The sequence below is a fragment of the Aminobacter sp. AP02 genome, assembly GCF_003148805.1.
In the GTDB taxonomy this organism is placed as follows: Bacteria; Pseudomonadota; Alphaproteobacteria; order Rhizobiales; family Rhizobiaceae; genus Aminobacter.
The window spans coordinates 1-13,214 of sequence record NZ_QGGX01000003.1 but is presented as its reverse complement, the minus strand read 5'-3'; the positions used below and the strand labels follow the sequence as shown (position 1 = coordinate 13,214).

General features: G+C 62.5%; 12 protein-coding genes and 1 pseudogene. 5 read left to right on the top strand and 8 right to left on the bottom strand.

From position 1 onward, the window contains the following. Positions 1-6: 6 nt before the first annotated feature. On the bottom strand, positions 7-1,743 hold the full coding sequence (locus tag C8K44_RS03935; RefSeq protein WP_109574470.1) for an ABC transporter permease subunit: 1,737 nt from the start codon (positions 1,741-1,743) through the stop codon (positions 7-9). 560 nt (positions 1,744-2,303) lie between these two features. On the opposite strand from C8K44_RS03935, the gene C8K44_RS03930 reads away from it, so the two are divergent. After that, positions 2,304-2,825, top strand: coding sequence for a cytochrome c (locus C8K44_RS03930; RefSeq protein WP_109574469.1), 522 nt, complete (start codon positions 2,304-2,306; stop codon positions 2,823-2,825). An 84-nt stretch (positions 2,826-2,909) separates the two neighbouring features. On the opposite strand, the gene C8K44_RS03925 is transcribed toward C8K44_RS03930, so the two are convergent. The 7 genes from C8K44_RS03925 to C8K44_RS03895 all read right to left on the bottom strand — a co-directional run bounded on the left by C8K44_RS03925 (position 2,910) and on the right by C8K44_RS03895 (position 10,570). Continuing rightward, positions 2,910-4,199 (bottom strand): NCS2 family permease, encoded by a 1,290-nt coding sequence (locus C8K44_RS03925; protein WP_109574468.1) that lies wholly within the window; start codon positions 4,197-4,199, stop codon positions 2,910-2,912. A 300-nt stretch (positions 4,200-4,499) separates the two neighbouring features. After that, positions 4,500-5,588, bottom strand: a complete 1,089-nt coding sequence (gene ugpC / locus C8K44_RS03920) for a sn-glycerol-3-phosphate ABC transporter ATP-binding protein UgpC (RefSeq protein ID WP_109574467.1) — start codon at positions 5,586-5,588, stop codon at positions 4,500-4,502. Next, positions 5,585-6,514, bottom strand: a complete 930-nt coding sequence (locus C8K44_RS03915) for a PfkB family carbohydrate kinase (RefSeq protein WP_109574466.1) — start codon at positions 6,512-6,514, stop codon at positions 5,585-5,587. Before C8K44_RS03915 ends, ugpC begins: the two co-directional genes overlap by 4 nt. Continuing rightward, positions 6,515-7,534, bottom strand: coding sequence for an SIS domain-containing protein (locus C8K44_RS03910; protein ID WP_109574465.1), 1,020 nt, complete (start codon positions 7,532-7,534; stop codon positions 6,515-6,517). After that, positions 7,531-8,376 carry a carbohydrate ABC transporter permease gene (locus tag C8K44_RS03905; protein ID WP_109574464.1) on the bottom strand — a complete coding sequence of 282 codons (846 nt, stop codon included), beginning with the start codon at positions 8,374-8,376 and terminating at the stop codon, positions 7,531-7,533. The genes C8K44_RS03910 and C8K44_RS03905 overlap by 4 nt, the downstream gene beginning before the upstream one ends. Beyond that, the gene (locus tag C8K44_RS03900; protein ID WP_109574463.1) at positions 8,376-9,260 is read right to left on the bottom strand and encodes a sugar ABC transporter permease; all 885 of its coding nucleotides are present in this window, start codon (positions 9,258-9,260) and stop codon (positions 8,376-8,378) included. Before C8K44_RS03900 ends, C8K44_RS03905 begins: the two co-directional genes overlap by 1 nt. A 71-nt stretch (positions 9,261-9,331) precedes the next feature. Beyond that, on the bottom strand, positions 9,332-10,570 hold the full coding sequence (locus C8K44_RS03895; protein ID WP_109574462.1) for an extracellular solute-binding protein: 1,239 nt from the start codon (positions 10,568-10,570) through the stop codon (positions 9,332-9,334). Between the two features lie 245 nt (positions 10,571-10,815). Between C8K44_RS03895 and C8K44_RS03890 the strand changes: the two genes are divergently transcribed. From C8K44_RS03890 to C8K44_RS03880, 4 genes and pseudogenes are all read left to right on the top strand, one after another. Further along, entirely contained in the window at positions 10,816-12,033 is a 1,218-nt protein-coding gene (locus C8K44_RS03890; RefSeq protein ID WP_109574461.1) for an ROK family transcriptional regulator, read from the top strand. 39 nt (positions 12,034-12,072) lie between these two features. Next, positions 12,073-12,231 carry a hypothetical protein gene (locus C8K44_RS27445; protein ID WP_158282704.1) on the top strand — a complete coding sequence of 53 codons (159 nt, stop codon included), beginning with the start codon at positions 12,073-12,075 and terminating at the stop codon, positions 12,229-12,231. 229 nt (positions 12,232-12,460) lie between these two features. Further along, complete coding sequence (locus C8K44_RS03885; protein ID WP_109574460.1) at positions 12,461-12,691, top strand: hypothetical protein; 231 nt, start codon at positions 12,461-12,463, stop codon at positions 12,689-12,691. A 37-nt stretch (positions 12,692-12,728) separates the two neighbouring features. Continuing rightward, positions 12,729-13,046 (top strand): annotated as a pseudogene (locus C8K44_RS03880) (tyrosine-type recombinase/integrase); the annotation flags it as partial. Positions 13,047-13,214 lie beyond the last annotated feature (168 nt).

The following is a 13,214-nucleotide window of genomic DNA, read 5'->3' as shown; positions in this document are numbered from 1 at the left end:
CTCTCCTCAATTGAGGCGGAGACGGTTGGCTGAGAAGGCATAGAGCGGACGCCAAACCAGCCGGTTGAACAGGATGACGAACAGCGACATCACGGCGATGCCGAGCACGATGCGTGGATAGTCGCCGGCGGCCGTCGCCTCGGCGATATAGGCGCCAAGGCCGTGCGCCCGAAGCGTGGTGCCGCCCCAGTTCGCCACCTCTGCGACGATGGAGGCGTTCCAGGAACCGCCGCTCGCCGTGATGGCGCCGGTTATGTAGTAGGGGAAAATCCCCGGCAGGATGACCTTGCGCCACCAGTACCAACCCCTGATGCGGAACGTTGCCGCCGCTTCCTTGAGATCGTTGGGAAAGGCGCTCGCCCCGGCAATCACATTGAACAGGATGTACCACTGGGTGCCCAACACCATCAGCGGCGACAGCCAGATGTTGGGATTGAGATCAAATTTGACGATCGCAACGACAGCCAATGGAAAGACGATGTTGGCGGGGAAGGCTGCCAGGAACTGCGCCAGCGGCTGCACCCGCTCGGCGACACGCGGCCTGAGCCCGATCCAGACACCAACAGGCACCCAGATCAACGTCGCCAGCGTCATTAGCACGATCACGCGCAGCATCGTCAGGACGCCAAGCCACACGACTTCGCCGACCTCCGCCCACGCAAGTTCGGTTGCTATGAAACCGGCGATCAGCCAGATCGCGTAGACCGCTGCGCCCAATACAAGCCCGAACCACAGCCGGTCGGCCCAGCGTGTCGCCGAAAATGCGCTCAACTCGCCAGGTATGATGACAGGCAAGCTGAAGCGCCGGCGCGGCAGGGCGCCGAACACAACCTTGTATGGGGCAAGCAGGACCTGGAACAGGCGGGTCCGGCGCAGGGCGACCAGCAGCCACGAATGCGGTGCCGTGCCGCTCGCCGATTGCTCGACGCGGAATTTGTCACCCCAGGCAACCAGCGGCCGAAACAGCAACTGGTCGTAGATCAGGATTACGATGAGCATGGCGATGACCGCCCAGCCGACGGCGGCCAGGTTCTGTTGCCCGATCGCAAGGGCAACGTAAGAGCCGATGCCGGGCAGGGTGATCGTGGTGTTGCCGACCGAGATTGCCTCGGAGGCGACGACGAAGAACCACCCGCCCGACATCGACATCATGGTGTTCCACACCAGGCCGGGCATCGCGTACGGCACCTCGAGGCGCCAGAACCGCTGCCAGCCCGAGAGCCGGAAGCTGCGGGAGGCCTCGTCGAGGTCGGCGGGAACCGTCTTCAGGGATTGGTAGAAGCTGAAGGTCATGTTCCAGGCTTGGCTGGTGAAGATCGCGAAGATTGCCGCAAGTTCAACGCCGAGCACCCGCCCTGGAAAGAGCGCCATGAAGCCGACGACGGTGAACGACAGGAAACCCAGCACGGGCACCGACTGGAGGATGTCGAGCAACGAGATGAGCACCATTTCGGCACGGCGGCTTTTGGCTGCCAGCGCACCATAGGCGAATGTGAAGGCCAGAGATGCCACGATCGCCGCCAACATGCGCATGGTGGTGCGCAGCGCGTATTCCGGCAGCATGGCTGGGTCGAGCGAGATTGGCGCCTGGTCAAGCGCCGAGATCGGGGCGAGCGTCTCGCGGCCACCCTGGATGACGAGAATGAGCGTGCCGAAGAGGAGGCCGAAGGCCAGCGCATCCCAGAGGTTGGGAACATAGCGCCGCCGCCGACCGGCCTCGAGGGCCGGATGATGCATGGTCATTGTCTGAAAACCCGATTGCCGAATAAGAGCAGGGCCGCGCGAAAGCGCGACTGGCGACCGCTGCGTGGGCAGTAGTGTCAGCGTCTTATTCGGTCCCCACGGTCTGCAGACCTGAGGGCGGGTTGTCGGATGCGGAAGAGGGGCGCCCGCATGTTTCACCTCTTGTCCTTTGCCTGCCGGCGCGGACGAGGTGAACCGGACGCAGATGGTCAGGTTCGCGGCGTCGCGGCGAGCAGGCTGATGCTAGATCGACTGGAACCGTCCATTTACGGAGCTATCCTGAGTTAAGATCGGCACCTGTTGCCGACCGGGCCATATTGCGCTGCATCAATTCGCGGTCAAGTTGATTTTTGGTAAGGAACAACCGGCAAAGCCACGGTTTGGCACTAGCCCCCGAATCCAATGAGTGTCGCGGACATACATCCAATGCCTTATCTGGCTGCCTCTGGTCAGTGCACTCCCACAGTGCGAGAGTTTGGTTGCCCATGCACTGGAATGTCAGGGCAAGCGGCGGATCTACGAGGGGACCAAAAAAACAGGCAGAGATAAGGGGTGAAGCGATGTTTCGAACGTCGGTTGGACTTGCATTCCTCGCTCTAGCAACCTCCGCATCCTCGGCGCCTATCGCCGACAGCGCGCAAGTGGCTCGGGGCGAGTACCTCGTGACGATAAGCGGCTGCAACGACTGCCATACGCCAGGCTATTTCTTCGGAAGACCTGACGAGAAGAAGTTTCTCGGGGGCTCGGATGTCGGTTTCGAGATCCCTGGGCTAGGTGTCTTCGTCGGACGCAACATCACGCCGGACAAGGAAACCGGCATCGGCAGCTGGACAGCCAAGCAGATCGTTGCGGCTATTCAGACTGGTCAGCGACCGGACGGCCGCGAGCTCGCACCCATCATGCCGTGGCACGCCTTTGCGCAACTCACGCCTGAGGACGCAGAAGCAATCGCTGTATTCCTCCAGAACGTGAAGCCTGTCAGCAATGCAGTTCCTGGCCCCTTCAAGCCTGGCGAGAAGGTCACGACTTTCATGTTCAGGATACTGCCGCCAGGTGAACCAGCTGCCGCTGCGCCCAAATAGCTGCGACGCCGGTTGATCACACAGTTCCGCCGGAAGCTGCGTTTTGCGGCCTCCGGCGGGATATGGTGGTGCGCAGCGTGTCGGCTAGGCGAAGAAAGCGAAGCGGATGATGAACAACGCTGCGACCAGCCAGGTTGCGGCGTGGACCTCACCGGGACGGCCGGTCAGAAGCTTGAGCGCGGCGTAGCTGATGAAGCCGAACGCCAGGCCGTTGGCGATCGAGTAGGTGAACGGCATCATCAGCGCGGTCAGCGCTGCGGGCGCCGCCTCGGTGATGTCTGCCCATTCGACCTCGACCAGTTCGCGCATCATCAGGCAGGCGACGTAGAGCAGGGCGGGTGCCGTCGCATAGGCTGGCACCGAGCCTGCGAGCGGCGAGAAAAACAGCGCGGCTAGGAACAGGACGCCGATGACCAGGGCGGTGAGGCCTGTGCGGCCGCCGGCCTGCACGCCCGAAGCGCTTTCGACATAGGCGGTGGTGCTCGAGGTCCCGAGGAGCGAGCCGGCGACGATGGCCGTGCTGTCGGCCAGAAGCGCGCGGCCGAGACGGTTGGGCTTGCCGGGCTCGATCAGTCCGGCGCGCTTGGCAACGCCGATCAGGGTGCCGGTGGCGTCGAACACTTCGACCAGCACGAATACGAGGATGACGTGCACCAGGCCGGCATGCAGCGCGCCGACGACGTCGAGCTGCAGGAAGGTCGGCAAGATGGAGGGCGGCATCGACACGATGCCGTTGAACTGGCTGACGCCGAGCGCCATCGAAGCGATGGTGATCACCAGGATACCGATCAGGATCGCGCCGCGCACCTTGAGCGCGTCAAGGGCAGCGATGATGAAGAAGCCCGCGATCGCAAGCATCGTTCCGGTCTGGCTGAGGTCGCCGAGCGTAACCAGAGTTGCCGGGCTGGCAACGACGATGCCCGAGCTTTTCAGGGCGATGATGCCCAGGAACAAGCCGATACCGGCAGCGATTGCGCTGCGCATCGAGTGCGGGATGCCGGCGATCAGCCAGCTGCGAACACCGCTTACAGTCAGTAGCAGGAAAATGACGCCCGAGATGAACACGGCTCCCAGCGCCTGCTGCCAGGAAAAGCCCATCGCGCCAACGACCGTGAATGCGAAGAAGGCGTTCAGGCCCATGCCAGGCGCCATGCCGATCGGCCATTTCGCCACCAGCCCCATGATCAGCGAGCCGAGCGCTGCGGCCAGGCAAGTCGCCACGAACACGGCATTGCGGTCCATGCCGGTCGATGACAGGATCTCGGGATTGACGAAGATGATGTAGGCCATCGTCAGGAAGGTTGTGATACCCGCGATCACCTCCGTCCGCACCGACGTGCCTTGTTCCTTCAGGTTGAAAAACTTCTCGAGCACTCTTTGCTTCCTCCCGGACGGTTTGGGGGCTGCCTGGTCCTGGCGCAGGATTACCGACGCAACCATGCTTTCGCATGGCCGCCAGCCCTTCCTGCCGAACTCCTGCTACCCTCTCGTGCCGACCCGGGACGCCCTGTGCGTCTCCACCCCAAGCCGGCTTCCGCCAACAAAATGGCGCTAGGCATGATTGCCAGCGCAAACGTGGCCTAAATTCTGCCCGTTGCCGCCGTCGCACAAGTGGCGGTTGCTAGAAGCAGTTTCGCTTTTTTGTTGATGGATCCGACCCGTTTGGACGATGCCTCAGGCTGGGCATGCTCGCCCCGTCGCAGGGTCGAACAGGTGCAGCGCGTCGTCGTCGGCCGAAAATGCCGTTACGTCACCTTGGCCGACCTTGGTCCGGGGCGCAAGGCAGGCGGTGAGCCTTTGCTGGCCAGCGCGGGCGGTGGCGACCAGTTCGGGGCCGGTCAGTTCGACCACCTCGATTCGTACCGGAAGGGTAATCCCGGCTGCCTGGCTGGCGGACGGTGCCAGCCTCAGAGCTTCCGGCCTGATGCCGAGCGCAAGCCGCGCTCCGTCGCGTGCAATTGGTTTGAAGCGATCCGGCAGGGGCAGGCGAATGTCGGACCCGACGATTGCCAGCGCCCCGTTGTCGACCTCGACGTCCAGAATGTTCATCGGCGGGGCGCCGACGAAACCGGCCACGTAGAGCGTGGCGGGCTGGTTGTAGATCTCTTCGGGCGTGCCGAGCTGCTCGATCCGGCCGTCCTTCATCACTGCGATGCGCGTCGCAAGGGTCATCGCCTCGATCTGGTCGTGGGTAACGTACACAACCGTCGTCTTCAGCATCTGGTGCAGACGCTTGAGCTCGGTGCGCATTTCGAGCCGGAGCTTGGCGTCGAGGTTTGATAGCGGTTCATCGAAAAGGAAAACCTGAGGCTTGCGCACCAGCGCCCGGCCGATGGCGACGCGCTGGCGCTGGCCACCGGACAGCTGGCTCGGCTTGCGGTCGAGCAGCGGCTCGATCTGCAGCAGTTTCGCGGCGTCCAGCACGGCCTTCTCGCGCACGGCGAGCGGTACCTTTCGCATTTCCAGGCCAAAACCGATGTTCCGGCGGACGCTGAGGTTGGGGTAGAGCGCGTAGGACTGGAACACCATGGCGATGTCACGATCCTTGGGATGCACACCAATAATGGAGCGGTCGCCGATCTTGATGTCCCCGCTCGTCGCTTCTGCCAGCCCGGCGATGATGTTGAGCAGTGTCGATTTCCCGCAGCCTGACGAGCCGAGCAGCACCAGGAACTCGCCGCTCTGAAGGGCGATGTCGATGCCCTTCAGCGTGTCAACGGCCCCGTAACTTTTGCGGATATTCTGGATTTCAAGCGCACTCATGCAACATCGTCCCTAAAGTCCGGCAACCCGCCATAGCTGCGGGGCAAGGTGGAGATGGCCAGCGACGCGACCTGCACGCCGGCGACCAGGCAAGCGGCAAGGGGCTGGTCCTTGGCAAGCGCTGCCAGGAAGGCGGCATTGAAGACGTCGCCAGCACCAATCGTGTCGATGACCCTGACGGCCGGCGCTGCCACCGAGGCCAGCTCGCCGTCGGGGCCGATCGCAATGGCGCCGTCCGATCCGCATTTGACGACCAGGATCGCGCCCTTGGGCATGCTGGACCAAAGTGCTGCGGCCGCTTCGGCTGGCTTTTCGAGCCCGGCCAGTGTTGTCGCTTCGACCTCGTTCAGGAGCGCGCAATCGCAGCGAGAAAGCCAGGCGCGCGCCAGAACGCAGTTCTGCTCCGTCCAGCCATCAGGCGGCCAGCCGGTATCGAGGACAACCGAGATGCCGCGGCCATGCGCCCAGTCGAAGAAGGCTTCGTAGTCGCGCGCGAGGTCGATGGTCAGGAACGAGCCGCACAGCAGCGCGTAACCGCCGGAAAGCTGCGCGCCTTCAAGCACGCAAAGCGTGTCGGCGAGGCTGAATCGAGGCAGGTGGCCAAGTGTGGTGAAGAATGTTCGCTCGCCGTCGGGATGAGTGATGCCGACAGAAAGTGTCGTGCGCTCGGAAGAGACGGGCCATTTGGTGGCGCGATCGCCGAATGCATCGCGCAGCCACAGGCCGAACTGGTCATTGCCGACATTGGCGGCAATTGCGAAATCGACGCCAAGCGCTTCCCAGGCAAGGGCGCTATTTCCCGCCTGGCCGCCGACGCGCAACTCGTCGTGATCGACGATGATCTCGGTGCCAGCCTTTGGCCAGGGAGCCGTGGGGCCCAATATGAGGTCGACATTGACGTTGCCGATCACCGCAAGCGGGCGCATTTACTCGCTCCGCGTGATCTTGGTCGAGCGTACCGGCGTGCCGGCGTTGTCGACTCGGGCGTCGGCGAAAGCGATCATCAGGCGCTGGGCCGTCGGCAGCATCGCGAAGATGGCGTCCATGCCGCTTGCAGGCTTGAAGGCGAGTGTCGTGGCACCTGCAACCGGAATCTCGCCGGAGGAATCGAAGATGACGACTGGCGCACCGGTCTCGACAGCGGAGACGGCCATCGCCGTGACGAGCGCTGCGGTTGGGTCCTTGCCGCGGAACAGCACCACACCGATCTTGGGGCCCAGCATTTCCATCGGCCCGTGACGCAGCTGTCCGCCTTCGAGCGAGAAACAGGGGCGCCGTGACAACTCGGTCAGGCCAAGCGCCAGCGCCTCGGCAACGCCTTGCAGGCGACGCCCCGAGGTGACCACCGTCTCGACTTTGGTCAACGCCTTGAGCGCTGGGCTGACATCGACGACTTCGGGCGCTTGGAGCGCGACGAGCGCACCACTCGGATGCTCGCCGAGGGCAGCCAGAATGGCGAGATGGAGCGCCAGGGTAACCGTCAGGCTGCGGGTTGCGGCAAAGGCGAGCTCGGTGCCGCCGACACCGACCAGCGATGGCGCTGTACGGGCGAGGAAGGATGCGACCTCCAGCGTCAGCCCGAAGGTCTCGGCGTGGCCGCCGGTCTCGGCGAACCAGCGCACCACCTCGGCACTTTCGCCCGATTGCGAGGTCATCAGAACGGTGCGTCCATCAAGTGCAAGCGGCTGCCCGAGCTGCTCGGACAATGGCAGGGCGATGGCGTCGATGCCGAGCGCGCGATAGAGCGGCTCCACCGCCCGACCGACGGCGTGCGAGCCGCCCATGCCGAGTAATAGAAGCTTGCCGGTCCTTTCGAGCGAGGCGGCGACCCTGGCCGCCATCACAGAGGCTTCGGCGAAGGAAGCCAGTGCATCGCCATTTTGCCGCGCCATTTCACGATCGATGGCCACGAGGCCGGCGGGTCTGGTCTTTTGTGTCATGGTCATCCTTTCACGCCGCCGCTGGTGAGGCCCGAAATCAGGGCGCGTTGCATGACAAGCCCAATGAGCACCGGTGGCAAGGCAGCAAGCACGCCGGCGGTGGCTATCAGGCCGTAATCCGAGACGCGGCCGCCGGCGAGATCGGCGATGGCTACCGTCAGCGTCTTGGCGCGCAGGTCCGAGGTGAAGAGCAGCGCATAGAAGAATTCGTCCCAGGCAAGCAGCAGCGCAAACAGGGCCGAGGTCGCCACAACGGGCGCCGCCAGCGGCAAGGTGATGATGCGCAGTGTCTGGAACAGGCTGGCGCCGTCTACGATCGCCGCCGCCTCGATTTCGCTCGGGATAGCGTCGAAGCCCGACTTCATCAGCCAGGTGGTGAACGGAGCCAGGATTGTCAGGTAAACCAGCGCCAGGCCAAACACGTTGTTGAGCAGTCCGAGATAGGACAGACCCATGTAAAGCGGCACGGCGAGTGCCACCGGCGGCAGCATGTAGGTGGCAATGACCACCGATAGCGACCAGCCCACCGTTGGTGTCCGCGAAACCGCCCAGCCTGCCGGGATGGCGAGCGCGATCGCGGCGATCGTTGCCATTCCGGCGACCCTGAGGCTGTTGTAGAGCGATGCGAGGAAAGCAGCACCCGCGCTGTTTTCGACCGTCGAAAGCAGCATCGCATAGCGCGAGAAGTCGACCTGTTGCGGCCACCAGCGCAGCGGCTTGGCCGACAGGTCTGCCGCCGGCGAGATGCTCATGATGAACAGCCATATCACCGGCGCGAGGATCACGAGGCCAAGCAGCAGGGCTGCAGCATAGATGAAGATGGTGAAAGGCAGGCTCTTGCGTTCCATCAACTTGTGCTCCCTGCGGCTTTCCTGACAAGAGCAGCGTAGGCGACGGCCAGTACGGTGACGAGCAAGGTGACGATCAGTGCCAGCGAAGCACCCGAGCCGGCGCGCTGGAACGAGAAGGCCTCCTGGTAAACGAGGATCGACAGCGTTCGCGTCGAGTTGGCCGGCCCACCCCGGGTCATCACCCAGATGATGTCGAATACCTTGAAGGCTTCGATGGTGCGCAGCACCAGGGCTACCAAAAGCGGCCCGACGAGGTAGGGCAGGATGACGAAGCGGAAACGTGCGATGGGTCCGGCTCCGTCGACCATGGACGCTGCGGTGATGTCGCGCGGCACGGCCTGGAGTGCTGCCAGCGCAATGAGGGCAACCAGAGGGAAATTCTTCCAGCAATCGGCAACGATCAGTGCTGCGAGCGCGGTATTGGGCTCGCCGAGCCAGGAACGGTAGGCGTCGAGCAGGCCGATCTGCGTCAGCGCCGCGTTCAGCGCACCATATTCGGGATTGTAGATCAGCCGCCACAGCGTCGCGTTGACCACAGTCGGCAGGGCCCAAGGCAAAATCATCAATGCACGCAGCAACGTCCGGCCGCGAAATTGCTGATTGAGCAAAAGCGCCGCGAGAACGCCGAGCACCATCTCGGCTGCGACCGAGATCACCGCGAACCAGGTCGTGGTTACCAACGTGCGCTGGAAATTGGAGCCTGACAGCATCTTTGCATAGTTGTCGAGGCCCACGAAGTTGCCTTCGGTGCCGACAAGCTTGGCGTCGGTGAAGGAAAGCCGAACGGTGTCGACGAGGGGCCAGCCGATGACCGATACCATGACCACAAGCAACGGCAGCATAAGCAGCCATGCGCGGGTCGTCATCCATGAGCCCGACATGAGGTGACTCTTTTACTGGAACCGAAGGGCCGGACGGCCGAAGCCGTCCGGAAAGTTGGGGCAGTTAGAAATTAGAGGCCGCTGTTTTCAGCTGCGCCCTTCAAGGCGTCTTCAGGCTTGGCCTGGCCGAGCAGCGATTCCTGGATCGCCTGCTGGAGCGCGGTCGACAGCTCCTGGTACTTCGGCGTGGTCGGACGTGGATACATCGCGGCCAGACCGAGCTTGGCAGCAGCGATCAGCTCCTCCTGACCCTTGGTGACCGCCGGGTCATCGTAGGACGAGGCCCAGATCGGCAGGCTGAGCTTGGCATACTGGTTCTGCGTCTCCTGCGAGGTCATGAAGGTGATGAACTTCCACGCTTCTTCAGGATGCTTGCTGGCCGTGGTGATGCCTAGGCCCATCGAGCCGTTGACGGCCGAAACCTCGCTCTTGCCGGCAACGCCAGGTGCCGGAACGACGCCGACCTTGCCAGCGACCTTGCTGTCCTTGGGGTCGTTGGCCATGTTGTACATGTAGGTCCAGTTGAGAGCGAAGGCGGCTTCGCCGTTCTGGAAGACCTTGCGCACGTCTTCTTCAAGGAACTCCTTGGAGTTCGGATTGGTCAGTCCCGACGTATAGCTCGTCACCATGTAGTTCAGCGCATCGAGCCCGCCGCCGCTCTGGAAGGCCGGCTTGCCGTCCTTGAGGAACTCCCCGCCATAGGCGCTGACGAGCGTGGTGTAGTCGCAGATCGCGGCTTCGGCCTGCGACCAGCTCCATGAGATCGGGGTCGCAAGAATGCCCTTGTCCTTGATAATCTTGGCCTGCTCGGCCAGTTCTTCCCAGGTCTTTGGCGGGTTCTTGATGCCGGCCTTCTCCAGGATTTCCTTGTTGTAGAACAGGTACTTGGTATCGAGGATCCAGGGCATGCCATAGGACTTGCCGTCATAGTTCACGGTGGTCCAGGCACCAGGCAGGACGCCCTTCTTCATGTCGTCGGTGATACGCGACGAGACGTCGACCAGCACCTTGTTGGAAGCATATTCTGCCGGCCAGATGACGTCGAACAGCACCACGTCGTAGCCGCCGCCCGAACCCTGGGCGAGCACGGTCTTGTCGTGCAGTCCCTCATAGGGGACGAATTCGAGATTGACCTTGATGTCGGGGTTGGCCTTGGTGAAGGCCTCGGCCATCGCCCGCACGTCTGCCTCGCTATAGGCGGCCTGCGCCATGAACAGCGCATTGATCGAAGTTTCGGCGAAAGCGTGCGGCATGAAGGCGCCGCCAACGAAGGCCGCACCGAGCAGTGTCTTGCTAAACGATTTCAACATTCATTCCTCCATTTTTTTTGACGTGGGCAATATTGTGATGCCAGCGCCACGCGCCGCCATCTCGCTTGAGGGTGGCGCCGCGCTACGGTCCCGGCGCACTTGCCCAAGCGGTGTCCTGATCGAAATGCGCGACGGCTCCAGCCGTCATTTTATTCCCCGGAACTCTTATGGCTCCTTTTATTAAGTCAACTGACTTGACTTATTAGTTCTGCAATTATCTATTGAAGTCAAGAGGGGAAAAAGCGGTGAACGATATTCGCCCGATCCGAGCCACCAGCGGCACCAATCAGGAAGGCACGAGCGCCCACAACCGCCGTGTCATGATCGACGCATTGCGGCTCAATGGGGCGCTCTCGCGCGCCGATCTGGCGCGGGCAACGCAACTCACCAAGCAGGCCGTGTCCAACATCATTGAGGAACTCGAGCGAGACGGTTTTGTCGTGTCGCTCGAGGCGGTGAGAAAGGGCAGGGGGCAGCCGTCGACACCCTACAAGCTTGTGCCCGAGGGCGCTTTCGCCATCGGCTTGCAGATCGACCGGCATTTGACCCGGGCCGTTGGAGTCGATCTGGTCGGCACTGTCCTGGCGCGCGCCGAGGCAAACCTGCCGCCCGATGATCCCTCCGGCGGCGTCAAGGTCATCCTAGGCCTGATCGACGGCATCAGGGCGGAACTGGCGCTGATTTCCGAGCAATCCGAAAAACGCCTCGTTGGCCTGGGCGTCGCCATGCCCGGGCCCTTTGGCCTGGAGGGATTCGGCGACAACAAATGGATGATGCCGGCCTGGCAGAAGTTTCCATTGCTGGACGAACTCGCTTCCGGCACCGGGCTTGATGTCAGCCTGCAGAACGACGCGGCCGCCTGCGCCACCGCCGAGCGCATGGTGGGCGCAGCACACGGTCTCGAGCACGCGGTTTGCCTCTATGTCGGCTACGGCATTGGTGCCGGGCTCATCCTCAACGGCGAACTCTACCGTGGTGGTCACGGCAATGCCGGCGAGATCGGCATGGCGCTACTCACACCGCGCGGTGTCGACGGCACTGTGCTTGAACATAGGGCCTCGCTTGCCTCGCTCTACCAGCATCTGGAGTTGGATCCGTCTGACCCCGCCCTTTATGCGCATGTCAGCGCGCTGGCCCTCGCCGAAGACGCGGCGCTGCATGGCTGGGTCAACGCAGCCGCGCAGGATCTGCGCTGGAGCGTGCAACTCATCGAAACGGTCTTCGATCCGCAAACAGTGATCCTGACCAGCGGTGCGCCCGAGGCCTTGGCTCGGTTGATTCTGCAAGCCATGCACCCGCTGCTGCCATCGATTGCCGCCCGTCCTGACAGGGCTTTCCCGCGCCTGCAGCTTGGCATCACCGATCCATGGTCGATCGCGCTTGGCGCCGCCACCGAGCCGATCAGCAGGGCGTTCGATCCGCGTTTTTCGGCTATTCTCAAGACTCGTTCGAATGCTTCCTGAGCTTTTCGACCGTGCGCTGAACTGGCAGGCGGAATTGGCATGAGGAAGCGCGAGCGTTCGCTCAGGGACGCCGGTGCTGCAGGCTGGTTTCCTGAGAGCCGAAAAGCTGGGCCACCTTCGATCCTTGTCGGTGTGGTGGCCGTGATACTCGCCGAGATCATTCTGATCAGGGGCCCCGAACTGTTGCGCTCGCCCTAAGCAAAGTGTGGCAGGCTTATCTCTATGTGCCTGCCATTGGCCACATTGTGGGTAATAGTCCCCGCGCCGCGTGAACTTATCAAAAAACAACAGGCTTACACGTTCGGTTAAGACCAGATCCCCGGACAAATTTGGAGAAATTTGAATTACGGCCTAGAATCCCTATTTGATAACGAGTGGAATCTTATTTTCCGCGAAGCGAAGATAATTTCAAACGGTGGGTAATGGTATGGAAAATTTTCTGGAGAAAGCTCAACATCGCTCAATAGAGGCGCAGAAAAAGACAGCGGAGCGCAATAGCGCGATGGCTGAATATCAGTCGGAAGCCAAGGCTCGTGCAGCAAAGACGGCCAGATTGCGCGAGTTGCGGCTCGCCAAGGAAGAGGCAGATCGTGCCGCGGGGGCCTTGAAGCCGGCCGAATCCAAAAAGACGCGCGCGGCGAGCGCAACGAAAAAATAGCAACCACCGCGGCGGCTTCTGCCAGCGCCGGGGCCAGGAGGAAGCGGCGCGGCTGCTCGAAGCAGCACCAGGCATCAAGTACAAGGCCGCGCTCGGCACCGCTTATGGCGCTGGTCTTCGTGTGTCCGAGGTCGCTCATCTCAAGGTCGACGACATCGACAGCACGCGCATGCTGATCCGCGTTGAGCAGGGCAAGGGGCGCAAGGATCGCAACGCCATGCTCTCGCCGCAACTGCTGGAGTTGCTGCGGCTGTGGTGGCGCGAAGGCAAGCAGCGCGGGGTGATGCTCCCACATGGCTGGCTGTTCCCGGGACGGAGCCGCACCGATCCGATCTCATCACGGCAACTGCACCGCGAGGTTTGACCTGCCACTGAACTGTCATCCAGCGGCAATTAGAGCCTCGGCGGTTTTGATCCGATACCGTTTATTGGACCGCCGGAAGGTGGAGTTTCCCGGCTGTTTCACAATGACGGGCTGGTGGCGCCATCGTGATTGATCAACGATATCGGTACCTTGTGTCCG

Excerpts from the sequence above, each read along its gene's own strand:
- C8K44_RS03885 (WP_109574460.1), top strand. The coding sequence starts at position 12,461 with ATGGAAAATTTTCTGGAGAAAGCTCAACATCGCTCAATAGAGGCGCAG.
- C8K44_RS03900 (WP_109574463.1), bottom strand. The coding sequence starts at position 9,260 with ATGTCGGGCTCATGGATGACGACCCGCGCATGGCTGCTTATGCTGCCG.
- C8K44_RS03930 (WP_109574469.1), top strand. The coding sequence starts at position 2,304 with ATGTTTCGAACGTCGGTTGGACTTGCATTCCTCGCTCTAGCAACCTCC.
- C8K44_RS27445 (WP_158282704.1), top strand. The coding sequence starts at position 12,073 with ATGAGGAAGCGCGAGCGTTCGCTCAGGGACGCCGGTGCTGCAGGCTGG.
- C8K44_RS03935 (WP_109574470.1), bottom strand. The coding sequence starts at position 1,743 with ATGACCATGCATCATCCGGCCCTCGAGGCCGGTCGGCGGCGGCGCTAT.
- C8K44_RS03895 (WP_109574462.1), bottom strand. The coding sequence starts at position 10,570 with ATGTTGAAATCGTTTAGCAAGACACTGCTCGGTGCGGCCTTCGTTGGC.
- ugpC (WP_109574467.1), bottom strand. The coding sequence starts at position 5,588 with ATGAGTGCGCTTGAAATCCAGAATATCCGCAAAAGTTACGGGGCCGTT.
- C8K44_RS03910 (WP_109574465.1), bottom strand. The coding sequence starts at position 7,534 with ATGACCATGACACAAAAGACCAGACCCGCCGGCCTCGTGGCCATCGAT.
- C8K44_RS03905 (WP_109574464.1), bottom strand. The coding sequence starts at position 8,376 with ATGGAACGCAAGAGCCTGCCTTTCACCATCTTCATCTATGCTGCAGCC.
- C8K44_RS03915 (WP_109574466.1), bottom strand. The coding sequence starts at position 6,514 with ATGCGCCCGCTTGCGGTGATCGGCAACGTCAATGTCGACCTCATATTG.